A 25,264-nucleotide genomic window follows, 5' to 3' on the forward strand; every position below is an offset into this window, starting at 1 on the left:
ATAAGGTAATAACCTCTACGAGGAGTCGGATAAATGATTTTTATATATGAATATGTAGAACAGGTAGAAGAACTTTTCAAAAAGCTACCTGTATCGAAAAATAACAAGAAAGTAAAAGAAGCTATCCTTGCAGAAATAGTAAATGATTATTATGAGTTAAAAAAAGAAAATATGGATGAAGAGCATATTAAAATATTTAAGGAAAAGCATGAATGGATTGAGAATCTGAATTTTAATGATGCAATGATGTTTGGAGTGTCAATTGATGGAATGACCTTATCAGAGGGAGTTGAATTTGATACAAGCGGTCAAGGGTGTAAATCTGATAGGAATTATCAGCTCTTGGAGGAACTTTGTGATATTTCATTATGCTATGAAAGGAGAAAAGAGGATTTTGAATTTAATTGTTCAGTAAAGTTTGTTATTTTTGCTTTAGATAAATGTAGGGATTATTTTGGTTCAATAGAAGGTTATTGTAATATAGAAGAATTAGATGTACCAATTGGATATGTTCGGAGAGATGGATACTATGGTAGAATTGCTAATAACTTCAAAGATTTCTTGGAATTAGCAGTGTTTTATCCATATTGGAATAAAGTTATCAAATTAGAGCGTATGAGAATTGAATATTCATTAGATAAATTAGAGCAAGAATGGATAATAAACATACCAGATTTTTATAAAAAACAAAAAGAGCTTTCAGATGTTTTAAAGTTAAATAGAAATGAGAAGTCTATAGCAACTTTATTTGATAATTTAAGAATGGAGTCTGATTTTTTTGTTTGTGATATAAATGATGATTACAACAATTATAGGAAGCTTTTATAGTATGGGTAATGAGTATAATCCTAGGTTATTTCGTATTCTTCTAATTTTGTTGATTGCGCGGTTCGAAGAGGAAGGTTTAAGGGAATCCTGTCATAGTCGTCTGCTAAATTAAAGGGCATGGCCCGCCGCCTAACATAGGGTTTTAAATATCGGAGAGAATATGAAAGTAGTAACCCCGGCGTCGCAAACAGCAAAACCTCAGTACGTTTAAAGAAACCGTCGAGGTATTGTTAAAAATAATAAGAAATTATTGGAGAAAAATCATGAAAATTAAAATTTTGAAGGAAAACAAACTAGAAGTTGCTTTGGTAACAAGTGACGTGATCTTGTTAAAAGACGTTCAGTCAGCGCTAGACCTAATAGCAACAATTGGGTATGAAACAGGGTGTGACTTCATGATTTTGAATAAGACGGCAATATGTGAAGACTTTTTTGACCTAAGCACTAAGATGGCCGGAGACATTTTGCAAAAGTTTGTTAACTACCATATGAAGATTGCAATCTTAGGTGATTTTTCTTCCTATAAGAGCAAGAGTCTAAAAGATTTCATCGATGAATGTAACAAGGGAAAGCATATCTTCTTTTTAAATAATGAAAAGGAAGCGATTGAACGATTTGCCATGATTAACGCCGCCAACTAATGGAGATGTTCTGCTCCTGTTTATAAGAATTTATCGGAAGGGTGATAATATGCCTTCCAAAGATTTGCCATTTGATGGGCCTTAAAATGTCAAATAAAGATGCCTGAAAGCAGGTTTTTTCAGGTTAATTGGTGAAAGTTACAAGGAGGTCAATATAACTGATGAGGAGAAGCCTAGGTTAATCTAATCATACTTTGTGTAGTTATTCACAGAAAGGAGTGGAAGGCTTGCAATGAATACAAATGGAGGTTTTACAATGATTACACCAGTTAATGTGCTTAAAGCTTTAATTGCTGTGGCGGTTAATGACGTATCCCCAGCAGGAGGATTGATATGAAAAAAAGTTTGGTTTTAGGTGTAATAGGTTGTCTGCTAGTTTTAGTTTTCATTCTATACAAATCTGATGTTCCCTCTAAAATACCTAAAACTGTTGTGATGACTGGTAATCAAGATATCGAAACTGCCCTTGGATATTATAATTGGTTTGACAAGAATAAAGGCGGTAATACCGCTTTTGGAGAAATACCAGAAAATCTCGTTAAAGAACTGCAAACAGGTATAGTGAAAAATGGTGAAAGAGTTTACTTTGAATTTAAGACCTCCAAACCACCTAAACGTAACAACGTTTACTTAATCGTTCCAAATGAAAAAGAACCTCTTGAATTTGGAATGATTGAACAACCATTGGACGGGAATTCATTTATTGTTCATGGAGAAGGTGGGCAATACATTTATGTGCTGACGGGTTATTGGGATGATTCCCATCACATAGACTATGCTTTTAAAATCACTATTAACAACTAATAAGCATTCTTTCCTAATACCAAAGGCCAGTATTGCGAATCATTACCCAATTGGGAGAGGGGGTTAGAGTATGCAGTATAGTTCAATGGTAATATATTTCATGAGCGGAACAGGAAACTCTTACCGAGCGTCTACATGGATGGAAGAAGCAGCTAACAAAAAAGGGGTAACCTCAAAACTAGATCAGATCTCAAAATCCTGTGAACAATTAGATTTGGAAGAAGTAGACTTGTTAGGAGTAGTTTTTCCTACGCATGGGTTTACAGCACCTTGGCAAGTGATTAGACATGCTTTGCGCCTGCCACATGGAAATAGAAAACATGCTTATGTCATAGCAACAAGAGCTGGGACTAGAATTGCGTCAATTCCGTTCCCAGGATTCGAAGGTACCGCAGGTTATCTCATTGCACTCATACTTTTTTTAAAGGGTTACATTGTTCGTGGTGTCATGGGGCTTGATATGCCATCTAACTGGATGTCTCTGCATTGGGGTTTAAATCTCGAAAACTCGAGATTTATCATTCGTAGAGCAAGGGTAAAGACCAATCTTTTTATGAAAAGTATTTTAGAAGGAAAAAGAGTGTACAGGGGAATTATATGTTTATTTTTAGGATTGATACTGAGTCCTATTTCGATTGGTTATTTAGTCATAGGCCGATTTTTCCTATCAAAATTGTTTTTTGCTTCGGGAAATTGTACAGGTTGCGGTTTATGTGCTAATAGTTGCCCAGTTCAGGCAATCAGAATGGTAGGAAGTAATAAGCCGCGTCCTTATTGGACATTTGCTTGTGAAAGTTGTATGAGATGTATGGGCTATTGCCCTAACAAAGCGGTTGAAGCAAGCCATTCATTTGCAATCATTTTATATTTCGTTGCCACATTACCAGTATCTTTTTATGTATTAAATGAATTAGGAAAAATTATACCGATAGAACATTATCTTTTCTTATATAACGTTGTGCTTAATTATATTTACATATTGATTTCTTTTTTTGTTGCGTACCTTATTCTTTCAGTACTTATTAGAAATCCCTTTCTTAATAAGCTATGTACCTACACAACCTTCACCCACTTATATCGCAGGTATCACGAGCCTGACACTTCGCTGATAGATATTTCAGAAAGAAAAAAAGATTGACCAAGAGTGGTTGTAATTCAAAGAGGAGTGGGAATTTGAAGAAAAAGATATTATTAATCATTTCGATCATAATAACCATGTCAATTTGTAGTGGTTGTGGGCTGCTTACTCAAAAGGATAAAACTACGGATATTTCGGATTACAGTGAATATCTTGGAACTGAAGGAAAGCATCCCAATGATATATTCCCCCAGAGCATCCCAATCTCGGCAGTAATTGAAGATTTTTGTTATTATTACTATAATTCATGGGACCCAAATCATGTAGTCTATCTTGTATATTCCTGCAATGAGGAAGACTATGCTAAAGAAACAGAGAGACTGTCAAAATTGAATTCCTCCAGTGATTATCTTATATATGGCGGAACAGGATTTAATTATCCAATCTGCGCAATTTTGGCTGACAGTTATAATGGTTATATTTATGCTTTGGCTGACAAAGACAATAATAGATTGATTTATGTAGAAATTACTTTTTGTGATTATTTCAGCGACATAAACTATGAAGAAATAATTGATAAAGAATATCTTCCTAAAGGTTTCGATGCAAAACTGGGAAATTCTACCCGACGAGCTTTCGAGAAGGGCGAGTTAAATAAATAAGTATTAGGGGGAATAACACAGCCATTCTAGCGCGCAAAGGCCACACTATCCTTGGCGCGGATGAGAAAAAATCGGGTATTACATCGCATTTGTAAGAAAGTGCGAATTAGATAACATATTTTATGAGTGAGGTGTACTGTTAATGAATGTTACTATATCACCCATTGGGATAGGAATGGCAATGATTGTTGTAAGCAACTGCCTTATAAGTTTTGGTAAAAGTGATGTAAAGAAAAAATGCTATATCATATTATCGTCAATTCTTTCAATTGTTGGAATGTTAGGGATTATAACAACAAGATCACAGTTTATTTTAGGCTTAGATAAAAGCGCGAATAGACAACATCTTGACTCTGACTTTGTATTATGGGCTACTACGAAATTTGATTTTTTTGCGGTCATTTCTATTATAGCGACTTGTTCAACTATCATATTTTTATTGTATCTTTTATTTGCGAATAAGAAGAACAAAAGCGGTTTCGTCTGGCGCAATTTTTCTGCTTTTGTTATCGTAATCATGGTAATTAATTTTTTTGCTGGAGCTTGGTATGGCTTTAGAACTATAAATGTATTATTTGATATAGCTTTTTATATAGCAACACTATCTATTTCAGAAATTTTTGCGTTATATATTCCTTTAATAGCAAAAAGAATTGTCACACTAAAAGAGTGAGATTATGAGCATTATCCTTGGTATTGTCCGAAGGAATAGCTACTCAGGTAGTTTGACGCTCCGTGAATGACTAAAACGTTAAATTACGAATGAAAGAATGGATTTGAGGATGTGGATTTTGATTTTTTAATTAAGGGTATAATTATTGGGTTCTCAATTGCTGCACCGGTTGGACCGATTGGAGTTCTTTGTATAAGGCGGACATTGACAGAGGGGAGATTATCTGGCTTTTTATCAGGATTAGGTGCTGCCACGGCTGATGCTACCTATGGAATGATCGCTGGTTTTGGCCTAGCAAGCATATCAAACTTTTTGATAGGGCAACAAATTTGGCTGAGGATTATTGGAGGACTTTTTCTTTTATATTTAGGAATTAAGATGTTTATAACAAAACCTTCAGATGAGGCAGTATCTTCTAAACGACATGGACTAATAGGGAGTTATATTTCTACATTTTTTCTTACAATTGTAAACCCAATGACGATCATTTCTTTTGCGGCTGTCTTTGCTGGATTGGGGATAGGCACAATTCAAACTGATTATTTTTCGTCGTTGATATTAGTGATGGGAGTATTTGTTGGATCAGGTTTATGGTGGTTGACTTTAAGTTCAACCGTTCATGTACTCGGAAAGAGATTTGACACTAAGAGGTTGCGATGGATAAATAAGGTCTCAGGAATAATAATATTGATATTTGGTTTTATAGCCCTGGCGAGCAGCTGAGGGCGCAACCCTATATATCGAAGGGTTTGTGAAACTTTGCCAAGAAAAATTCAGGTTCTATTAAAGTCAAAATAAATAAACTGGAGGGGAAATCGATGAAGACAATTGGATTAATCGGAGGGATGAGTTGGGAATCATCATCTGAATATTATCGAATTATTAATGAAGAAGTTAAGAACCGCCTTGGAGGTCTGCATTCGGCAAAATGCGTTCTATACAGCGTGGACTTCGAGGAAATAGAGATCTGTCAAAGGAATGGTGAATGGGGAAAAGCTGCGCAGATTCTAGCTAATGCTGCACGCAGCCTTGAGAAAGCAGGGGCAGACTTTATTGTTATTTGCACAAATACTATGCACAAAGTTGCTGATGATATTCAGGCAGGTATTAGTATTCCATTACTTCACATTGCGGATATCACTGCAGAACAAGTTCTATTGAATGGAATAAAAACAGTCGGACTGCTTGGAACCAGATACACAATGGAACAGGATTTTTACAAATCACGCCTAGAGAATCAAAGTATAAAGGTTTTAATTCCTAAGGAAACAGATAGAGAGATAGTCAACACTGTAATTTATAGAGAACTATGCCTGGGACAAATCATTGACTCATCAAGAGTCAGTTATAAAAGAATTATTGAAGATTTGATAAAGCAAGGTGCAGAGGGAATCATCCTTGGATGTACGGAAATTGGCTTATTAGTTAAATCAGAAGATTCGACTGTGCCGTTATATGATACGACCTTGATTCATGCAATAGGTGCGGTAAACTTTTCGCTTATTAATCTGGGTATTCTTTCAGGCGCTAAGTAAATAGATTTCTATTTGGAGTTCTAGATACTAAAAGGTAATTATGATCAGGACTGCTTTGTTGGGAGGCGAGGAAATGTCTGATTTCGTAGAAGGTTTAAAGAGAGGCGCAAAAGCTTTTAAAAGTGCTTTAGGTCCCAGTCGATATGAAGCTGGGAATATCAAGGTCATCTGTCCCCATTGTCAAAATGATATTTTTGACGAGGGATCTGCTCAATTGAATACAGCAGGTGCTAGTTTATTGAACCTAGATTGGCTAAATAAATCGGCAAAGATTCTAGAGTGTACTAAGTGTGGATTAATTCAATGGTTCGGAAAGTCTTTAGAGAAGATAAACTAGGGTGTTAGCCGATGTCCTATAATAAAGGGTTTGCGTACTTTGCAAAAATGAAAGCGGTTGTGTGTATGAAGGATAAAAAGATGGAGATTAGAAAAGCATCACTTGATGATGTTAAAAAAATCAGTTGTATTCATGCTTTAAGTTGGAAGTCTGCCTATAAGGGAATTATTCCACAAACGTACTTAGATGAGCTTAAAGAAGACTATTGGGTATCAGCTTTTACAACTTGGATAAAAGATAATATTTTAACCGTCCAGCTTATTTCGGAAAACGGTAGTGCAGTTGGCTGTGTTGCTTATGGAAAGTCCAGAGATAACTGTCTGCCAGATTGGGGTGAAATTGTCTCCATTTATCTGTTGCCGGAATACTTTGGCAAAGGATATGGTAGTAAATTGTTAAACAGTGCATTATTAGATTTAAAACAATCTGGCTATCAAAACATTTACTTATGGGTGCTTAAAAATAATCAGCGAGCAAGACATTTTTACGAAAAGTATGGGTTGCAATGCACCACAGATGAGTGTGTTTGCGAAATTATGAGAAAAGAACTTATTGATATACGTTATATTATTTCTTTAACAGATCCGCAAAATGAGCACTTGAATATTTTTGGATATTAATAGTTCAAGAGATCATTTATTTGAAGAGATAGTTAGGGTTGGGAAAATTGAAGATGAAAATGAAAAACAAAAGCAATTAGATATACTTAAAAAAAATCAGAGAAGTTAATGAGCTTGCCTGAGGATGATATTTATCTCGTTGACTTAGATTTTCATTGGACGTATGTTGTTACGCATGAGAAAGAACAGTGTGGTCCATATTTCTTTAGAAATAATCGTAGATAATTTCTAAGTTTAACGGATTCAAGAAGATATAAGAGAGAGGTCTATAAAAACAAAGGAGGAATGACCGTTGGGAGATTTGCAGTCACTCCTTAAAGATAACAACGTACAATATGAATTGATCGAGCACGATATAGCAATCCGTACAGCCCAGGAAGGTGCAACATATTTCGGAATTAACGTTGGTCAAACTGCGCCGACGCTAATACTAAAGACAGACAAAGGGTTCTTCTCGTTAATTGTGTCCGGGGATAGGGGCTATATTGATTTCGAGAAAGTAGCAAATATTATTGGATGCAAAAAGGTAAAGCTTGCCGGGGCACAAGAGGTAGAGGAGGTAACTGGTTTTGTGGTAGGAAGTATCCCCTTAGTGGGACTTGATTTACCTTGTGTTATTGATAAACGATTATTTAAATACTCCAATATATACGGAGGTTCTGGAAAGGCAACAAGTACTTTAATAGTTAACCCTAGTGCGCTAGAGAAGTTAAACAGAATTGTTGCAGTTATTGAGTAAGCAAAGAGAACGAGCGACTTAGAGAAAGCAACGTTTGTTTGAAGGGAAAGCCTAATTAATCTAATTTCGCTTGTCTGTGGGGATGAGTACTATGTCCAAAAGGAGTGGGATAAATAATGAAAATTAGAGATAAAGAGTTAGGAATTGGAACAATATCATTAGTATTATTCATAGTTGGTGTCTTGTTTGGGATTTCGTTTAGAAATATTTGTATTGGTGATTATCTATTAAATGGAATTGGGCTGAAGTCATGGTCTAATGGTGACTCAGGGATTCATTATACGGTTTTTTACTCGTTAGCATTTTTTGTTCCATCATTTTTAATCGGACTAAATTATAAAGATAACTTCGGTTCAAAAGCAAGATATATGTCTGCTATAATTTCAGGCACAATTATATTTTGTTATTCGGGGCAGTTATTAAATTGCTAATATGAAATTGATTCGGGACAAAACTGAAAAAGAATATGGATGAAATCTGACAGTAATATTAGGTTATACTAAAGCACTTTAAGGAGTATGCAAGAAATGGATAATAATAATTTTAAGGTTAAGCAGATTACACGGTTGTATGAAAGTTGTAATCAATGTGGTTTGCCAACTTTGACTTGCATATGTAATCTTGTTACTCCGATAAATACAAAAGCAAAGTTTTGGGTTTTAGCAAGTAAAAGTGAATTTTATAGACCTTCGAATACGGGAAGATTGCTTAAGTTAATAAACCCTAACTCCACCGAAGTATTTCTATGGGAACGTACTGCACCTTCTTTAAAACTGTTAGAGAATATAACTGCCTATAATGGTAGAACGTTTTTACTATTTCCGTCTGAAGGTGAGGATTTGGTTAATAAAACTGTAGACCATCTTCAAGATGGAGAGAACGCATTTATTTTAATTGATGGAACATGGAAGGAAGCCAGAAAGATAATTAGGAAGAGTTATTATTTGCAGAATCTCCCGCTGGTCTCAATAAAGCCAGAATATGAATCCAAATTTATTTTGCGTAAAGGTAGAGTAGAAGGGACTCTTTGTACTATTGAAGCTGCAATGGAAATTCTAAGAATTACTGGTGAGGTAGGGCAACAGGAAATTATCGATAAATACTTCAATCTATTTCTTAAACATTATAAAGCAGGGGCTAGCTCACATCTGCCTAAAGAATAGCGATTCAATGTGTTCGTACTGGCGGTCGTATTGCCTACCCAAATGCACATTTAGCTCCTAACAATCATTATCTTGGTAAACTGTGTCTCAAGGAAAATTCGACAAAATGACCTTCCTATGAATGAAGGAAATGAATAATAGCGTTATCAAAGTAGTATCAAGCAAGCTCAGAAGTAACATTAATGCTATAATTAAACGACAGATCAGACTTGAATTTTAACGAGGATTTAGCCAATTTAGGACATAGCACTTTATAAACTAATCTATACTAACCTTTAATCCAGATAATCGCTCAGACGGTTGAACGAGAACCATTTGGTTAGTTTGATTAAACTGAAACTGATAGGATTCTCCAGAGGTTTGTCCAATCGCTGTTTTCCAGCTAAAGTTGTTCATGGACACACTTGGATCTCCGCCACCGTTTGGTCCGCTTGTCCATGCTACTACAGCATCAGGATCAACAACGCAGGGTGCTTCAAGCATGAGCGGGTTACCATCGGTTATTACGGCAACTTGTTGGGGCAGGTTTGAGAAGTTGCTAAGGACAGTTGTTGCTAATCCTTTTTGAGATAATACTCCACTTCCGATAAAACGTATATCGTATTTGAGGTCTGTGGGAAAAGCTAGCAGATTTTCACTCTCAACCGATAAGCAATCCCCAGGCTCCAGTTCAAAAACTGAAACATGATAGGCGTTTTTAGCTAAATAAATGATGCCTGAGCCTTCGACAGTCATTAGTTCAATATTTTCCCCGGTTAGTTTTCTTTTAGCTAGACCTAAGAGAGAGCCCATAACTCCTCCACCATTGTCTGGACCTAGCAACATCTTGTCAAACTTGAAGTTCCCTTTAAAGGCAACCATTGCTCCCTTCTTTGCAATAAACTTACCAGTACCTTCTATTTTACAGCTTAGTTCTTCCTCTACATAAAACTTAAACATGGTTATAAACCTCCTTGAATTGTTACTGCTTTTGTCTATTCAATAGATAGGTTAAATATATAACAAAAGGACTGTCAGTACAACGAAATAGAACTCATTGATTATATATAGAAGCGATGTTTAATTAGTAATTAGAGGTAGTAAATGGGTATTCATAAGTATCAATAATCTGAGGAGTGAGAGTATTGGACAAGGATTTTAAGTACGTTGGACACACTTTTCCAATTCATGATGCATCGCAAAAAGTGAGAGGAAGTTTAGAATATTTAAGTGATATAAAACTGTCAGATATGTTATATGCGAAACTGCTTTTAAGTCCAATTGCCCATGCACTCATTACCAGAATTGATACAAGCAAAGCAGAGGCTTTGCCAGGGGTTATGCGAGTTTTCACGCATTTGAATACTCCAAGCAAAACATACAGTCGCTATCGAATTATACCTAACCAAGAATTTTGCCTAGAGGATGAGCGTTTATTAACAGACAAGGTGCGGTTCGCAGGAGATCGGGTTGCAGTAGTGGTGGCTACCAGCAAAGAAATTGCCAAGCAGGCCATTCAAATTATTCAAGTGGAATATAAGGCTTTGCCAGTACTAAGTACTCCTGAGAAAGCCTTGCAAGAACAGGTGACTCGAATTCATCCCGAGGGGAATTTGCTTTACGAATATGAATACAAGCTAGGGGAACAGCTTCCAGTTACTGAGGACTGTGTAGTTGTTGAAACTGTAACTAATACTCAGAAAGTCCATCATGCAGCAATGGAAACTCATGTTTGTCTTGCGGATTTTGATAGTTCGGAGAAGTTGACTCTCTGGGCGGCTTGTCAAGGAGTTTTTGGCGTTAGAACCATTGTCGCTGATTTTCTGGAATTGAGTTATAACAAAGTCAGAGTCATTAAAGTACCCATGGGAGGGTCATTCGGCGGAAGACAAGAAACCATCTTAGAGCCGCTGACGGCTTTTTTAGCTAAGGAACTTAGGCGTCCTGTCAAATTAAGCTTGACGAGGGAAGAAACGATTATCTCTACGATGACCAGACCGGCGACAACTTCCAGGATACGAACTAAAGTTACAAAGGAAGGCTTTCTCGCGGAATGCAGTGTGAATACAGTTTTGGATGCCGGGGCGTATGCGAGCAGCTCAATTGACAATACTTATGTAATGTCTAAAAAAATTTGCAAATTGTATCGAATATCCTACTATGAACATTCGGGCAAAACCGTCTATACGAATACGCCTGTCGCTGGTGGAGCGCGAGGGTGGGGAGCGCCAGAAATAATGACTGCCATTGAAATTCATATGGATGAGGTGGCAAAAAGCTTAGGCATGGATTTCATAGAATTTAGGCTCAAGAATCTTGTCCATCCGTATGACCTAGATAAAACATCGCAAATATCGTTGGGTAATGCTCGTGTGATAGACTGCCTGGAGAAAGGTGCCAAAGCCTTTGGTTGGAGTAAACGATTCAAGAGGGAGACAGATCAAGGCAGATTTCGAAGAGGGGCAGGATTGGCCTGCGCTGCTCATAAAAACGGAATGTATGGTGGATTTCCTGAACACAGTACAATGACCCTTAAAATGAACGAGGACGGCTCTTTCATTCTTAATACAGGTCTTCATGAACTAGGATGTGGAACAATTACCTCCATTACGCAAATTGCGGCAGAGGTTTTAGATATTGATCCCAAATATATAAGTACATTAGAGGCAGATACAGAATACGGTCCTTATGATTTTGGCTCTTATGGAAGCAGAGTGACCTATATATGTGGTGCTTGTGCCTTCGAGGTTGCAAAGTGTGTTAAAGAGAAATTATTGGAATGTGCTTCACAAATTTTACAAAGGCCTATCCAGTATTTGGACCATAAAGATGGAAGAGTCTGGGTAAGCGGGGATGAACAACACTCAATAAGTTATCGTGATATCGCAACAACAGCAAAAATAAAGCATAATACCGACATTGTTATTACCCATACCTATCACGGGACGTCTAATCCAGGGGCTTATGCTGTTCATTTTGCAGAAGTCGAGGTTGACACAGCGACAGGCAAGGTTCGGGTTACAGATTATCTAGCGGCACATGATATTGGGAAAGCAATTAATCCTGGGATGGTCGAAGGGCAGATTCAAGGTGGCGTTCAAATGGGGATAGGCTATGCTTTATATGAAGAAATTAAGGTAGGTAACGATGGAAGTATTCTGAACAGCAGTCTGAAAAACTATCATGTTCTTAATGCGCCTGACATGCCCGAGGTGAACATTCTACTGATAGAACAAGGTGGAGATGAAGGTCCTTATGGTGCAAAGAGTATCGGGGAAATTGCCTTTGTTCCTGTTGCAGCAGCGGTAGTTAATGCCGTTAATAATGCACTTGGAACCTCTATCTCCAATATGCCTCTCACACCAGAAAAGATTTTGAATGCCTTGGGGGGGAAAAAACATGCAAATTGAGTTTAAGGTCAACGGAAAAGAACATAATATGAATGTTCAGCCAACCATAAGGTTGGTAGATTTATTGAGAGAAGAACTGGGTTTAATAGGGACTAAAGAGGGATGTGGTGAAGGAGAGTGTGGATCCTGCACTGTAATCATGAACGGCAAGGCTGTAAATTCCTGCTTAGTTCTTGCACCTCAAATTCGAGGCCAAGAGATTTTCACAATAGAAGCTCTTGAACAGGATGGACAATTGAGTAAATTACAAGAATCCTTTATTAATAATAGTGCAGTTCAGTGTGGATACTGTACACCAGGAATGCTGATGTCGGCCAAGGCACTCTTAATGGTAAATTCTCACCCTTCAGCAAAAGAGATTAAAACGGCAATTGCCGGCAATTTATGCAGATGTACCGGATACAACAAAATAGTGCAGGCGATTCAAGAGGTCGCTGTTGGGGATCAAAAGTTGGGGACTTAAAATTGGATAAAGGAGAATTTTTATTTATGAACTGCGATTTTGACCGAATTATTGATCGTCGCCAGACATGCTCAGTGAAATGGGATTTCAATCAGAAAATTTTTGGGTGTGAGGATATTCTGCCTTTGTGGGTAGCAGACATGGACTTTCAAGCTCCAGAAGCTGTTATTGAGGCTTTGGTTAATCGTGCGAAGCATGGGATATTTGGTTATTCCGATGGAATGGACGGTTATTATGAATCCCTGAGTACATGGATGCATGAGCACCATGGTTGGGAGATCCAAAGAGACTGGGTCTCCTTTAGCCCGGGAATAGTTTTTGCTTTATATCAATTGGTACGAAGTCTAACCAAGCCAGGGGATAAAATTCTCCTTCAATCCCCAGTATATCCGCCCTTCTTTAAGGCAGTAAAAAATAATGGCCGTGAGCTTGTAAACAGCCAATTAAGATTTATTCAAGGTCGTTATACCATGGATTTTGAGGACTTAGAAAAGAAGTTTTCCAGCGGAGTTAAGATGATGATTTTATGCAACCCGCATAATCCAGTAGGGCGCGTTTGGGAGCGAGAGGAACTAGATCGCTTAGGTCAGCTTTGCCTTGCGCATGATGTCCTTGTTATCTCTGATGAAATACATGGGGATCTTATCTACCAGGGACATCGTCATATTCCCTTTGCTGCTCTCTCGTCTGAATTGGCTCTTAAATCGATTGTTTGTACGGCACCTAGCAAGACATTTAACCTGGCAGGTTTACAAACTTCGAATTTGATTATTCCAAATCCCGAATATAGACAAGCATTTCAAGAGACACGAGACTTGACAGGGATTCATAATCCCAATGTTTTTGGAATAACAGCTTTGGAAGCGGCTTACAGGCATGGCGGGGATTGGTTGAATCAGCTAATGGTTTATTTGCAAGGAAATGTAGAATTCATTATGTCGTCCCTTGACACTGTCCCACAGATTCAGACAGTTAGACCTGAGGGCACCTACCTGATGTGGTTAGATTTTAGGGAATTAGGAATGGAACCTAAAGAATTGCAAAAGTTTTTGGTGCACAAGGCTGGGGTGGGGCTAAATCCCGGCTTTCAGTTTGGTCCTGGTGGAGACGGTTTTGCACGGCTAAATATCGGTTGCTCCCGTTCCATACTCGAGGAAGGTTTTGAACGCATCAGAGTTGCAATTGATGGATTGGGCTAAAGAGATGCTGAACTAACGCATCGGCGAATTTAATAGTACCCCAAAAGAGCTTTAGAGAACTTATTTTAGGAGTTTTCTAAAGCTCTTTTTGAATTTAATTAGGGCTTGCTAATTTATCGGAAAGTCAAGACTTTGCAAGGGTTTACGGGTAGTTTCTTAATAAATATGTGCATGAAAAAACTGCCTTTGGCGTCAAAAACCGTGTACATGGAGTTAAAATCAAATGTTGCACTGGTGCACCATTTGGCCTCTCTTCCCCGACGGGGGGAGTAACTCACTGATTCAGTCAGCCATTTGAGCCACTCCCCATGGGGTACCAGCTCTTTGGTTTCCGTCAAACGCCGTCCGATCCCAACGGCGTTGCTAAGCAGCATTTTGCTGCTTTGTTCCTTGATAAAGTTAAAAAAGGGGGTTGGTTAGCAAGCCCTAATTAGTATAAACTTTTTTAAGATTAGGAGCTGTTATTACTCGTTTTTACAATGTGATTATTGATTGGAGTCTCTAATTGTTATTTGGTAAATTTACGAATTGTTCACCGATGAATATACTTCCCAATAAACTAATAAAAACAGAGATGTGTTAAGGGGGGAATGCCGTTGAAACCAGTCGTCGAAGTTCATAACGTAGGAATGAAATATCAATCCCTCAATGGAGAAATAACAGCCTTGGATAATATCAATTTTTCAGTGAACGATGGAGAGTTCGTTAGTATTGTCGGCCCAAGCGGTTGTGGGAAATCCACCTTATTATCGATTATTTCGGGACTTATTTTTTCAACCTCTGGTACGGTTTTCCTTTCTGGGGAAAAGGTCATGGGGACGTCTCCGAAAATAGGGTATATGTTACAAAAGGATCATCTTTTTAACTGGAGAACCATTTACCAAAATGTCATGCTCGGACTTGAAATAAGAAAAAATGTTACACGTTCAACGAAGGAGCATGCCATAAAACTCCTAAGAACATATGGTCTTTACGAATTTAAAGATAAATATCCTAACCAGCTTTCGGGAGGAATGAGACAAAGAGTTGCTCTTATAAGAACGCTTGTGACTGATCCTCAAATTTTGTTATTAGATGAAGCTTTCTCTGCATTGGACTTTCAAACCCGACTGGTGGTCAATGATGATATCTATGACATTATCAAAAAGGAGAATAAAACTGCGCTGCTGGTCACCCATGACATTTCCGAAAGTATCAGCATGGCGGACCGAGTAGTCCTATTATCGAAGAGACCTGGAACAGTAAAAAATATCTATGAAATCAATCTGAACTGTGATAACAGGACCCCCTTATCTTCTCGAGAAACACCAGAGTTTAGGTATTATTTTCAAGAGATATGGAAGGGGCTTGATGTCCATGTTTAATTTGAAGAAAGACAGTATTTCCCATAGGGCTCAGGTCTCTGGCATTTCTCCCGAACATAAGGACTATCTCCATCGAGTTAGGATGGAAAAAATATTTGTTCGCGTTATACAGTTATTAATTTTTTGCACTGCCTTGTTGCTTTGGGAAATATGTGCTAATGCCAAAATTGTAGATCCGTTTATTACAAGTCAGCCATCAAGGGTTTTAAAAACAATGATTAGGCTATATGTAGATGGCGTGCTTTTTCAGCACATTGGAATAACCTGTCTTGAAGCTATTGTTGGTTTTGTCTTAGGGACAGTGTTAGGTACGTTAATTGCCATTATGTTATGGTGGTCTGAATTTTTGTGTAAAGTCTTAGAGCCTTATTTAGTAGTTTTGAACAGTTTGCCTAAAATCGCACTAGGCCCTGTCTTCATTGTTTGGATTGGTGCAGGCCCTGCGGCGATCATTGTTATGACCTTGGCAATTTCTCTTATTGTCACAGTTTTAGAAGTATTGAATGGATTCTTAACCATTGATCAAGAAAAGATTAAGCTTGTTCAGACCTTCGGCGGCACAAAATTCCAAGTGCTGACAAAAGTTCTGCTTCCAGCCTCATACCCAACCTTTATAAATGCTCTAAAAATAAATGTTGGATTATCGTGGGTGGGAGTTATTGTTGGAGAGTTCTTAGTATCTAAAGCCGGATTAGGCTACCTCATTGTTTACGGAGGTCAAGTTTTCAAATTAGATCTAGTGATGACTAGTGTCATCATCTTAGGTGTGGCAGCTACAGTAATGTATCAGGGGGTGGTATACCTTGAAAAAATGCTCGTAAAAAATAAGACTTGAGCGAGTGGTTTCTTTATTTTTACAAAGTAGAAATTCTAATGAAATTAAAGGAGGATACTAGCGATGAAAAAAAGATTTATGCTCGTACTTATTGCAGTGATTCTAGGCGTATCACTAGTGCTGTCAGGCTGTAACAATCAAACTGCGCTAACTAAGGTTAAGCTCTCAGAGGTAACCCATTCTGTTTTCTATGCTCCTCAGTACGTAGCCATGAGTAAAGGGTTCTTTTTAGAAGAAGGACTTAAAGTCGAGCTTACAAATGGTCAAGGGGCAGATAAGGTTATGACGGCTGTGTTATCTGGCCAAGTTGATATAGGTTTTGCAGGCCCAGAGGCAAGTGTCTATGTATATAACGAAGGCAAAGAGGATAATAGTGTTGTATTTGCCCAACTTACTAACGGAGACGGTACGTTCCTCATGGGCAGAACGCCCGATCCAGACTTTAAATGGAGTGACCTCAAAGGAAAGAATGTAATAGGCGGACGTAAGGGCGGAATGCCCGCTATTGTCCTACAGTATGTTTTAAGCAAAAATGGTTTGACTGTAGGAAAAGACGTCTCCATTGATACCACGATGCAGTTTGCAGCAATGCCGGGCGCCTTTATAGGAGGTCAAGGGGATTATGTCATTATCTTTGAGCCTACTGCATCAAGCATGGAGAAAGAAGGTAAAGCATATATCGTAGCTTCTTTAGGCAAGGAGAGCGGTGAGGTTCCCTATACAGCATATTTTACTAAAAAAAGCACAATTGAGAAAAATCCAGAGCTTATTCAAAAGTTCACTAATGCAATCTATAAAGGCCAGCTTTGGGTAGCAAGTCATACTCCTGAGGAAATCGCTATGGCTATAAAACTTCAATTCCCCGATGAAAACGATCAAATACTTGTGAGCGCGGTTAAAAATTATAAGGAGCAAAATTCTTGGAAGTTGGATCCTGTCCTCTTAGAAAATGACTTTTATCTTTTGCAACAAATTATTAAGGATGCTGGAGAGCTAAACAAAATTGCACCTTATGAAAAAGTAGTAACAAAACAATTTGGAGAAAACGCGGTAAAGAATATCAAATAAGATAAACAAGTACAGTGAGGATTAGGAATTAGGGATTAGGCATTAAGCTTGGTCCCTTTTCAATTGCTCGTTAGACTCCTGACCCTTCGCATCTTCAGGTGAGTAAAATTAGAAAGACCAGCCAACCCTTGTAAATGTACAAGAATCAATTGACAGAATTTAATGTATCCTGGATAATAGAGGAATCATCTCTAAAGGAGTTAACCAAAATGTTTAATCGTTTAACAGTCATTGAACTATCGTCAAGAGTGAACAAAGATGAGTGGTAAACTGAAAGAGGCTAATGGATTAGCAGTACTATTAATCCTTATTTCCACTTTAGGTTTTAGTGTTTACCCGATCCTGGGGAAAGTAGTTTTTGCAGGAGGCGCGGGTCTATCTACGGTTTTATTTGTTAGATTTAGCATAGCAGCCCTTATTTTCTGGGGGATTACTATTTCTCTGGAAGGATTTCCACGGCTGCCCCTTAGGACATGGCTTCTTTTATGGGGCATGGGGGGGATTTGCTATTCTATGATGGCTGGTCTATATATATCTTCAGTACTATTTATTCCAGCATCATTAGCAGCTTTACTTCTTTATGCTTACCCCATTATTGTTACTGTCATTGCGGTTTTGATCAAACAAGAAGAATTCTCTGGCTATAAGCTTGCAGGATTGCTTTTAGCAACCTTTGGTTTAGTCTTAGTCTTAGGGGTGGCTTTTCAAGGAATTAATTATCTTGGAGTTATGCTAGCACTTGGGGCTGCCTTTGTTTATGCGCTATATATCCTGATAGGAAATAAAGTGTTGAAAACAACGACCCCTTTAGTCAGTACTACAATAATTTCTACTTCAGCTGCGGTTACTTATGGAATAATCGGGTTACCCATTGGCGGGACAACTTGGAATCTCTCTTGGGGCACTTGGTTGGGGATAGGTGGAATTATTCTTTTCTCGACCATTATTGCGATGCTGACTTTTTTTGAAGGTATTAAACGTATAGGTGCAACATCTGCCTCAATTATCAGTACAAGTGAACCCTTAATGACTGTTATTTTAGCAGTAATTCTATTCAATGAACAACTAACGCCTGTGCAAGCAGTGGGGGGCGGCTTCGTTATCATAGGCGGTATTTTCGCCGTTTTGTCACCGGCTCCGAAAATGATCAAACAGGTAGATTCTTCAGTACACTAAAGAATCCTTTCTGGTACTAAAGATTGAAACAAGGTCCTTGGGGGTCCAAATAAATACGAATTTGTGCTTGAAGCTTTTCATTCTCTTCATATTGAGGGGATTGAAAGGCTCTTGTTTTTAAATATTAAGCAACAGCCTTTTATTCTGTTTATGCTTTTCATTGTGGTACAATAATACTATGTTTTCCCCTAGCTAAGGCCGTATTGAAAGAAGGTATCCCATTTGGAAAAAACAAGTACACTAGAGCTCGAAAAATCGAAAGTGGGTGTGCTTTTATCTAAAATTAACCACTTTCTGAAAAACTTCAAACCATGGAAAAATCCAAAGTTTTGGAGCAGATTAGGCATTATACTATTATTGTTTACTACTCTTATCAGCGGGGGAATTACCATTTATATTTCCTCCTTAGATATTAGCAAATTACAGACTCCTCTAGCTCAACCCTCTTATCTTTACGACCAAAAAGGCAACCGTATTTCCCAACTTTCATCCTCACGGATCGAACCTGTTACTGGACAGCAAATTCCTCTCGTTATGAAAAACGCGATTATTGCGGTTGAAGACCGTCGCTACTATGAGCATAAAGGAGTCGATCTTCGTTCTATCTCACGTGCTCTTTATAGAGATGTGATAACGGGTGACTTTTCTGAAGGGGGAAGCACGATCACCCAGCAATTAGCTAAAAATCTTTTTTTAGCTTCGGATAAAACCTTGGCTCGGAAACTAAAGGAAGCTGCTTATGCCCTAAAAATTGAGGCTGTACTTGATAAAGAGGAAATTCTAGAAGCCTATCTTAATCAGATATATTTTGGTGAAGGGCGTTGGGGCCTTCAAAATGCTGCCCAACTATATTTCGCTAAAAATGCTGATGAGCTGACTCTAGAAGAATCTGCTTTGCTCGCTGGGCTGCTTAAAGCCCCTACTATTTATTCCCCGCTAAATAACAAGCAAAAGTCTTTGGAAAGAAGAAATTTGGTTCTATCATTGATGAAAGACCAAAATTATATCACATTAGCAGAGTACGAGAAGGCAATAGTTCAACCTATTGTCTTAAAAAAGGGATCGTTAAGCGACCTTTCCGGACAATATGCTCCCTATGTAGATTATGTCATTGAAGAAGCAATTAATCGCATCGGTTTTACAGAAGAACAAATCTTAAACGGAGGCCTGCAAATATATACTCAAATGGATCCAGCGGTTCAAGAGGCGGCCGAAAACGTCTATGAAGAAAGCCATTATTTTCCTAAAGGAAAAGACGACCAAATTGTCCAAAGCGGAGTGGTTATCTTAGATCATAAGACTGGAGGCATCAGAGGATTAGTAGGATACAGGGGTGAAAGAGTATACCGCGGGTTGAACCATTCGACCCAACTTGAGCGCCAACCGGGTTCTGCCTTGAAGCCTTTATCGGTTTATGCTCCAGCCTTGGAAAAGGGCTATACTCCTAATACCATGGTTAGCGACCACCCCTTAAATATTAATGGGTACTCGCCCAAAGATTATGACAACCAGAATCGCGGTTATATAACAATGCAAGAAGCTGTTCGTAATTCTTGGAATATCCCCGCAGTTTGGTTACTTAATGAAATAGGGATAGAAAGTGGTGTTGATTTCGCTAAACGTTGTGAAATCCCTCTGGAAAAGGAGGATCACACCCTCAGCTTAGCCCTGGGGGGGGGTTCTAAAGGGGTTACACCCCTTCAAATGGCGCAAGCTTACGGAGTTTTTGCCAATCTTGGGGATATGCATAAAGCCCATGCCATTAGTAAGATTACCACGAAAGAAGGTACAGTTTTATTCCAAGTCCAACCAGAGGTGGTTCAAGTGACTACTCCTAGCGTAGCCTACATGATGACTCTCATGTTACAAGAGGTTGTCAAGAATGGAACAGGAGAAAATGCCTATCTTGATCGACCAACAGCAGGTAAAACTGGTTCTGTCGAACTTCCCCACACTCAAGAATTTTTAGGAATCAACAAAGGAGTTAAAGATGTTTGGTTTGTTGGTTACACTCCTGAACTCACGGCTGCTGTATGGATGGGTTATGATAACACTGATCGTAATCACTACCTAACTACTTCAGGCGGCTCTGAGCCTGCTGCGGTTTTTCACGAGATTCTGTCTCGAGCCTTAATGGCCACACCGGTCGTCCCCTTTGAAATTCCAGAGGAATACATTGAACAGAATGAGCTTTCCAACAAAGTATACAAGTGGTTTCAAGAAAATTTTCCACCCTTAGAAAGTGACAAAGATCAGTTTGGGAATGGAGCTAAAAGTAAAGGAAAAGACAAAGATAAAGATAAGAACAGATGAACATTTAAAGAAAAAGGTATAACAAATTCTGTGTCGAATAATTAAAATTGTGTCAAAAATAAGTAGTTTAGGGTATAGAAGATAGGAGTGTCGAGTTCAAATGAGAAAACGATTTTCTAGGTTTGGGATGGTTTTGATTGTTCTAAGTTTAGCAATCTTTATTTTTGGTTGTAGTGCACAAAAAGCCGCGGAGAATCAACCAAAGAAAAGTGAGAGTAAAATAGTCAAGATCGGGGTTTTGCCGATTGAAGATAACTTGCCGTTCTATGTAGCTGAAAAGGATGGAATATACACTAAAGAAGGGGTTCAAGTAGAACTAGTCAGTTTTGCGAGTGCTATGGAACGAGATGCGGCTATGCAAGCAGGGCAAATCGATGGACAAGTTGCAGATTTGTTAGCTGTAGCTTTATTAAAAAAAATCGGCACAGATGTAAAAATTGCTACTATCGGACTCGGTGCAACTCCAAAGGAGGGCCGTTTTGCAATTTTATCCTCACCTAACTCGGGTATTAAAGATCTGGCAGGCTTAAACGGAGCGACACTGGGGATATCCCAGAACTCAATCATCGATTACGTCAGCGATCAAATGCTTCTTGATAAAGGAGTTAAGCTCGATGACGTAAAGAAGATGTCGATTCCTAAGATGCCAGTGCGTTTAGATATGTTGCTTTCGGACCAGATCAATACAGCTTGCCTTCCTGATCCCTTGGCTTCCCTTGCGCAAGCAAAAGGAGCTCATGTGCTTGTGGATGATACTTACAAGAATATTTCCCAAACTGTTTTCTTATTCCGCACTAAGAGTATTCAAGAGAACCCTGAGGGAATTAAAGCTGCCGTTCGAGCTTATGGCACTGCTGGACAAGCCCTGACGGATAATCCTAATCAATATCGTGATCTTTTCTTGGAAAAAGCACAAATTCCTCAAGATTTAAAGGATAGCTATAAAACTCCAACTTTCTCAAAGCTCCAGCTTCCAACAGAGGAAGAAGTCGAGAGTGTTATGAAATGGATGGTTGAAAAAGAGCTCATTCCCCAAGCGTATGACTATCAAGAGCTAGTGGATCCCAGTCTACTGTCGAACTAGCAGAAACGATCTTCGTCATTTGAAATTTGGCATTTATAGATCGTGGCGATTAGCCCAGATATGTGAAGCTTCGCGTTTCGAACCACGAACTTCGCACTTCGATTCTGGCTTCCGGCCTCTGACCACTGACATCAGGTAACATTTCCGTATAAAGGAGCGAACAACCTGTGATTGAAGTTTCTCATTGTGATCTAAGATATAATCAAGCAAAGTCACAGGTAAAGGTCTACGACAATTTTAATTTGAAGATAGAACAAGGAGAGAGCCTGGTTCTCATAGGTCCTTCAGGCTGTGGGAAAAGTACCCTTCTTTACCTTCTGTCTGGGTTGATGCCTCCCACAGGAGGCGAGATCCAGATTTGGGGTGAGCCAGTGAAGGGTACCCGTCAGAAAACAGCTTTTATTCTACAAGAATATGGGTTATTTCCATGGCTAAATGTAGAACAAAATGTTAGTTTAGGTTTACGGGTTAGGCATATGACCAAGGGCAAATATAAGGTGCTAGTTGAGGACATGATTCAGAAAATGGGATTAGGAGAGGTAAAACACAACTTTCCCAGTCAGTTGAGTGGAGGTCAAAGACAGAGAGTAGCATTGGCTCGCGCTTTAACATTACAACCTGATTTACTGTTAATGGATGAACCTTTGTCGGCCTTAGATGCCTTGACACGTGAAAGACTTCAGACACTTCTGTTAGAAATTTGGCAGGAACAGCAATTAACGACTGTTCTAGTAACCCACAGTATTGAAGAAGCAGTTTTTCTGGGCAGCCGTATCTTAGTATTGCTGGATGGCAGGCCCACTCAGGTAGTGGGGGAGATTCTCAACCCACTAGTTGGGCAAAGAGGATATCGCCAGACTGAGGAATTCTTCCGGAAAACCAGCTATGTTCGTTCACTTCTAGAAAGGGGTGGACTCGATGAATCTGCGAAGTAGAATATTAAGGGGAAAGTTCTGGGGATACATAGGAGCAGCAATATTCTTAGTCGTACTCTGGCAGTATGCAGCATGGAGTCTTAAAAATCCCCTTTTGCCAACACCGAAGGCAGCAATCCTCGCCACTGCAAGATTATTTGAAGCAGATCTTGGAAGACACTTTTGGGTCAGTACTTACCGGGTTGTCCTGTCCACGCTGACCGCGTTACTAGTGGGGCTTCCTCTAGGATTGATTATGGGCTTTGAACGAAGCATAGACCGATTTTTAGCCCCTTTAGTTTATATTACTTATCCTATCCCCAAGATAGTATTTCTGCCTTTAATACTCTTGTTTCTAGGCTTAGGAGACGCTTCAAAGATTTTCCTCATTACCTTTATCGTCTTTTTTCAAATATTAGTCACAACGCGGGATGCTGTTCGCAGGGTACAGTCCGAAACAATTTCCTCGCTGCGTTCTTTAGGCGGAAACAGGGCCCAAGTTTATCGCTACGTACTCTTGCCAGCCAGTTTACCGGATGTATTGACATCTCTTCGCTTAAGTATGGGCACAGCTATTGCAGTTTTGTTCTTTGCCGAGTCCTTCGCTACTACTGAAGGGTTAGGATATTTTATTATGGATTCTTGGAGCCGCGCAGCGCCGGATGAGATGTTTGCTGGAATTATTATGATGGCCTTACTTGGGGTTGGACTATTTATTGTCGTAGACTTCTTCGACAATATCCTATGTCGCTGGCAACATTTAAAAGGTAACTAGGCTTTAACCAAGAACTTTGAAACATTAAACACCAAAGTTATGATTATTATCCAGGATATTTCTCGGATATAAACGTAACTATAACAGTGATGGCAACTGGAATGAGGGTAACACCCAGCATATAAGGAGTGAAAACAATGGCAGAGTTCAAAAAAATCATTAGTATCCAAGAATTCGAAGGTATTATGGAGGAGTCTCATCAACGAAAAATCATAATCTTTAAACATAGTACAACCTGTCCAATCAGTGCGCGAGCATGGCGGGAAGTGCAGGATTTTATTCAGGAAAGTTCGGATGAAGTCCTAGTGGTTATGATCAAAGTGATTGAGTCTCGACCGGTTTCTAATCTAGCAACTGAGAATTTAGGAATTAAGCATCAATCACCACAAGCTTTACTTATAAATAAGGGGCAGGTTTTATGGCATGCTTCACATCAGGCTGTGACCCAAACGAATATTAAGAAGGCATTAGAAGGCGAAATATCACTCTTTAATCTAAACAATTAGGTTCGAGAATGTAAATTGAGTGTTTCCCTCAGAATCTTGGAGCTTTTCGTTTACGGCGAGCTCCTTTATTGATTATTTTGTGTATCGAGATTTGTTCTAGTATTCAATTGTATGATATTCTTTTAAAGAAGCTTTTTTTGTTCAATCTCGGAAGGGTGAATTGATGTTGAAGTACACAGAATTTGAATTCAGGACAAATGATGGAGCAGAACTTTTCGCACGAGAATGGCAACCAGAAGATATTCAGCTTCGGGGCGTTATTATTCTTTTGCATGGATTAGGTGAACACAGTGGGCGATATGCTAATATGGCCCTTAAATTTACTCAGGCAGGGTATATTTTATCAACCTTTGATCAACGCGGTCACGGCAATTCACCAGGCAGGCGCGGACATACACCCTCCTATGAGATATTATTGGCTGATATTGACTGCTTTAGACGACAAACTTTAAAGCGTTTTCCGGATTTGCCTGCCTTCCTGTACGGTCATAGCATGGGTGGCAACTTAGTGCTCAATTATGTTATACGTCGACTACCGAAGTTTTCTGGAGTGATTGTTACAGGCCCATGGCTTAAGTTAACGGTTCAATTGCCTGCATTCATTAGAGCGTTCGTAAGATTTCTTAGTAAGCTTTGGCCTACATTTTCACTTTCCAACGGACTGGAATTAAATGCGCTTTCACATGATCCTAGTGTGGTCAAGGCCTATGAACTTGATCCACTGGTTCATGAGAAAATTTCTGTCCGTCTATTTACTGCTATGGACCAAGCTGGGCGCTGGGCGATGAAAAATGCTGTTCAGTTTAATTTGCCCTTACTGCTGATGCACGGTGGAGGTGACCGAATCACATCTCCTGAAGCCTCTGTGAGATTTGCTGGCTGTGTTCAGAAAGATTGTACTCTAAAAATATGGCAAGACTTATATCATGAGCTTCATAATGAACTCGAGAAGGAAGAGATAATTGCCTTCATTATCAACTGGTTAGAACTTCAAGTCTCTAGTGGAGACTAATCGCTCCTCCCAAGCGTAATTGATCCTTCAGCGCGAATTCGTAACGACTGAGCTTTCGGCAATTATCACGAGTTCACTATAATAAT

The 25,264-nt window shown here is 38.9% G+C and carries 28 protein-coding genes and 1 pseudogene; 27 read left to right on the top strand and 2 right to left on the bottom strand.

The window, feature by feature from the left end:
• Positions 1 to 33 precede the first annotated feature (33 nt).
• The 14 genes from M8E35_RS14450 to M8E35_RS14515 all read left to right on the top strand — a co-directional run bounded on the left by M8E35_RS14450 (position 34) and on the right by M8E35_RS14515 (position 9,080).
• Complete coding sequence (locus M8E35_RS14450; RefSeq protein ID WP_252469889.1) at positions 34 to 828, top strand: hypothetical protein; 795 nt, start codon at positions 34 to 36, stop codon at positions 826 to 828.
• A 263-nt stretch (positions 829 to 1,091) separates the two neighbouring features.
• The gene (locus M8E35_RS14455; RefSeq protein ID WP_252469891.1) at positions 1,092 to 1,469 is read left to right on the top strand and encodes a DUF4180 domain-containing protein; all 378 of its coding nucleotides are present in this window, start codon (positions 1,092 to 1,094) and stop codon (positions 1,467 to 1,469) included.
• Between the two features lie 333 nt (positions 1,470 to 1,802).
• Positions 1,803 to 2,273: a hypothetical protein gene (locus M8E35_RS14460; protein ID WP_252469893.1), complete on the top strand. Its 471-nt coding sequence runs from the start codon at positions 1,803 to 1,805 to the stop codon at positions 2,271 to 2,273.
• 70 nt (positions 2,274 to 2,343) lie between these two features.
• The gene (locus tag M8E35_RS14465) at positions 2,344 to 3,411 is read left to right on the top strand and encodes an EFR1 family ferrodoxin (protein WP_373887455.1); all 1,068 of its coding nucleotides are present in this window, start codon (positions 2,344 to 2,346) and stop codon (positions 3,409 to 3,411) included.
• Between the two features lie 35 nt (positions 3,412 to 3,446).
• Positions 3,447 to 4,013: a hypothetical protein gene (locus M8E35_RS14470; RefSeq protein WP_252469896.1), complete on the top strand. Its 567-nt coding sequence runs from the start codon at positions 3,447 to 3,449 to the stop codon at positions 4,011 to 4,013.
• A gap of 142 nt (positions 4,014 to 4,155) precedes the next feature.
• Complete coding sequence (locus tag M8E35_RS14475; protein ID WP_252469897.1) at positions 4,156 to 4,686, top strand: hypothetical protein; 531 nt, start codon at positions 4,156 to 4,158, stop codon at positions 4,684 to 4,686.
• 111 nt (positions 4,687 to 4,797) lie between these two features.
• On the top strand, positions 4,798 to 5,409 hold the full coding sequence (locus M8E35_RS14480; RefSeq protein ID WP_252469898.1) for a LysE family translocator: 612 nt from the start codon (positions 4,798 to 4,800) through the stop codon (positions 5,407 to 5,409).
• A gap of 95 nt (positions 5,410 to 5,504) precedes the next feature.
• Positions 5,505 to 6,221 (top strand): aspartate/glutamate racemase family protein, encoded by a 717-nt coding sequence (locus tag M8E35_RS14485; protein WP_252469899.1) that lies wholly within the window; start codon positions 5,505 to 5,507, stop codon positions 6,219 to 6,221.
• Between the two features lie 73 nt (positions 6,222 to 6,294).
• On the top strand, positions 6,295 to 6,558 hold the full coding sequence (locus tag M8E35_RS14490) for a hypothetical protein (RefSeq protein WP_252469900.1): 264 nt from the start codon (positions 6,295 to 6,297) through the stop codon (positions 6,556 to 6,558).
• Between the two features lie 11 nt (positions 6,559 to 6,569).
• Positions 6,570 to 7,178, top strand: coding sequence for a GNAT family N-acetyltransferase (locus M8E35_RS14495; protein WP_252469901.1), 609 nt, complete (start codon positions 6,570 to 6,572; stop codon positions 7,176 to 7,178).
• Between the two features lie 108 nt (positions 7,179 to 7,286).
• Complete coding sequence (locus M8E35_RS14500) at positions 7,287 to 7,403, top strand: DUF4275 family protein (protein ID WP_252469902.1); 117 nt, start codon at positions 7,287 to 7,289, stop codon at positions 7,401 to 7,403.
• A 67-nt stretch (positions 7,404 to 7,470) separates the two neighbouring features.
• Positions 7,471 to 7,917 (top strand): aminoacyl-tRNA deacylase, encoded by a 447-nt coding sequence (locus M8E35_RS14505; protein WP_252469903.1) that lies wholly within the window; start codon positions 7,471 to 7,473, stop codon positions 7,915 to 7,917.
• 116 nt (positions 7,918 to 8,033) lie between these two features.
• On the top strand, positions 8,034 to 8,348 hold the full coding sequence (locus M8E35_RS14510; RefSeq protein WP_252469904.1) for a hypothetical protein: 315 nt from the start codon (positions 8,034 to 8,036) through the stop codon (positions 8,346 to 8,348).
• 96 nt (positions 8,349 to 8,444) lie between these two features.
• Positions 8,445 to 9,080 (top strand): tRNA-uridine aminocarboxypropyltransferase, encoded by a 636-nt coding sequence (locus tag M8E35_RS14515; protein WP_252469905.1) that lies wholly within the window; start codon positions 8,445 to 8,447, stop codon positions 9,078 to 9,080.
• 258 nt (positions 9,081 to 9,338) lie between these two features.
• Here M8E35_RS14515 and M8E35_RS14520 read toward each other — a convergent pair whose 3' ends face one another.
• On the bottom strand, positions 9,339 to 10,019 hold the full coding sequence (locus tag M8E35_RS14520) for an AIM24 family protein (RefSeq protein ID WP_252469906.1): 681 nt from the start codon (positions 10,017 to 10,019) through the stop codon (positions 9,339 to 9,341).
• A 176-nt stretch (positions 10,020 to 10,195) separates the two neighbouring features.
• Between M8E35_RS14520 and M8E35_RS14525 the strand changes: the two genes are divergently transcribed.
• The 3 genes from M8E35_RS14525 to M8E35_RS14535 are packed head-to-tail and all read left to right on the top strand — an operon-like array spanning position 10,196 to position 14,131.
• The gene (locus M8E35_RS14525) at positions 10,196 to 12,469 is read left to right on the top strand and encodes a xanthine dehydrogenase family protein molybdopterin-binding subunit (RefSeq protein WP_252469907.1); all 2,274 of its coding nucleotides are present in this window, start codon (positions 10,196 to 10,198) and stop codon (positions 12,467 to 12,469) included.
• On the top strand, positions 12,459 to 12,932 hold the full coding sequence (locus M8E35_RS14530; protein WP_252469908.1) for a (2Fe-2S)-binding protein: 474 nt from the start codon (positions 12,459 to 12,461) through the stop codon (positions 12,930 to 12,932). The genes M8E35_RS14525 and M8E35_RS14530 overlap by 11 nt, the downstream gene beginning before the upstream one ends.
• Before the next feature lie 26 nt (positions 12,933 to 12,958).
• Positions 12,959 to 14,131, top strand: coding sequence for a MalY/PatB family protein (locus tag M8E35_RS14535; protein ID WP_252469909.1), 1,173 nt, complete (start codon positions 12,959 to 12,961; stop codon positions 14,129 to 14,131).
• A gap of 266 nt (positions 14,132 to 14,397) precedes the next feature.
• Here the strand turns inward: M8E35_RS14535 and M8E35_RS14540 are convergent.
• Positions 14,398 to 14,526 (bottom strand): annotated as a pseudogene (locus tag M8E35_RS14540) (DUF3102 domain-containing protein); the annotation flags it as partial.
• A 201-nt stretch (positions 14,527 to 14,727) separates the two neighbouring features.
• Between M8E35_RS14540 and M8E35_RS14545 the strand changes: the two are divergent.
• From M8E35_RS14545 to M8E35_RS14590, 10 genes are all read left to right on the top strand, one after another.
• Positions 14,728 to 15,495: an ABC transporter ATP-binding protein gene (locus M8E35_RS14545; protein WP_252469910.1), complete on the top strand. Its 768-nt coding sequence runs from the start codon at positions 14,728 to 14,730 to the stop codon at positions 15,493 to 15,495.
• Entirely contained in the window at positions 15,488 to 16,330 is an 843-nt protein-coding gene (locus tag M8E35_RS14550; protein WP_252469911.1) for an ABC transporter permease, read from the top strand. Before M8E35_RS14545 ends, M8E35_RS14550 begins: the two co-directional genes overlap by 8 nt.
• Before the next feature lie 63 nt (positions 16,331 to 16,393).
• The gene (locus M8E35_RS14555; protein WP_252469912.1) at positions 16,394 to 17,398 is read left to right on the top strand and encodes an ABC transporter substrate-binding protein; all 1,005 of its coding nucleotides are present in this window, start codon (positions 16,394 to 16,396) and stop codon (positions 17,396 to 17,398) included.
• Between the two features lie 258 nt (positions 17,399 to 17,656).
• The gene (locus tag M8E35_RS14560; RefSeq protein ID WP_252469913.1) at positions 17,657 to 18,574 is read left to right on the top strand and encodes an EamA family transporter; all 918 of its coding nucleotides are present in this window, start codon (positions 17,657 to 17,659) and stop codon (positions 18,572 to 18,574) included.
• A 222-nt stretch (positions 18,575 to 18,796) separates the two neighbouring features.
• Positions 18,797 to 20,887 carry a transglycosylase domain-containing protein gene (locus M8E35_RS14565; protein ID WP_373887456.1) on the top strand — a complete coding sequence of 697 codons (2,091 nt, stop codon included), beginning with the start codon at positions 18,797 to 18,799 and terminating at the stop codon, positions 20,885 to 20,887.
• Positions 20,888 to 20,987: 100 nt separating this feature from the next.
• On the top strand, positions 20,988 to 21,971 hold the full coding sequence (locus M8E35_RS14570; protein WP_252469914.1) for an ABC transporter substrate-binding protein: 984 nt from the start codon (positions 20,988 to 20,990) through the stop codon (positions 21,969 to 21,971).
• Positions 21,972 to 22,138: 167 nt separating this feature from the next.
• The gene (locus M8E35_RS14575) at positions 22,139 to 22,906 is read left to right on the top strand and encodes an ABC transporter ATP-binding protein (RefSeq protein ID WP_252469916.1); all 768 of its coding nucleotides are present in this window, start codon (positions 22,139 to 22,141) and stop codon (positions 22,904 to 22,906) included.
• Entirely contained in the window at positions 22,890 to 23,660 is a 771-nt protein-coding gene (locus M8E35_RS14580) for an ABC transporter permease (protein ID WP_252469918.1), read from the top strand. Before M8E35_RS14575 ends, M8E35_RS14580 begins: the two co-directional genes overlap by 17 nt.
• Positions 23,661 to 23,797: 137 nt before the next feature.
• On the top strand, positions 23,798 to 24,166 hold the full coding sequence (gene ytxJ / locus M8E35_RS14585) for a bacillithiol system redox-active protein YtxJ (protein ID WP_252469920.1): 369 nt from the start codon (positions 23,798 to 23,800) through the stop codon (positions 24,164 to 24,166).
• A gap of 163 nt (positions 24,167 to 24,329) precedes the next feature.
• On the top strand, positions 24,330 to 25,178 hold the full coding sequence (locus tag M8E35_RS14590) for an alpha/beta hydrolase (protein ID WP_252469921.1): 849 nt from the start codon (positions 24,330 to 24,332) through the stop codon (positions 25,176 to 25,178).
• The last annotated feature ends 86 nt before the right edge of the window (positions 25,179 to 25,264 follow it).

The sequence above is a fragment of the Desulfosporosinus nitroreducens genome (assembly GCF_023897015.1).
In the GTDB taxonomy this organism is placed as follows: Bacteria; Bacillota; Desulfitobacteriia; order Desulfitobacteriales; family Desulfitobacteriaceae; genus Desulfosporosinus; species Desulfosporosinus nitroreducens.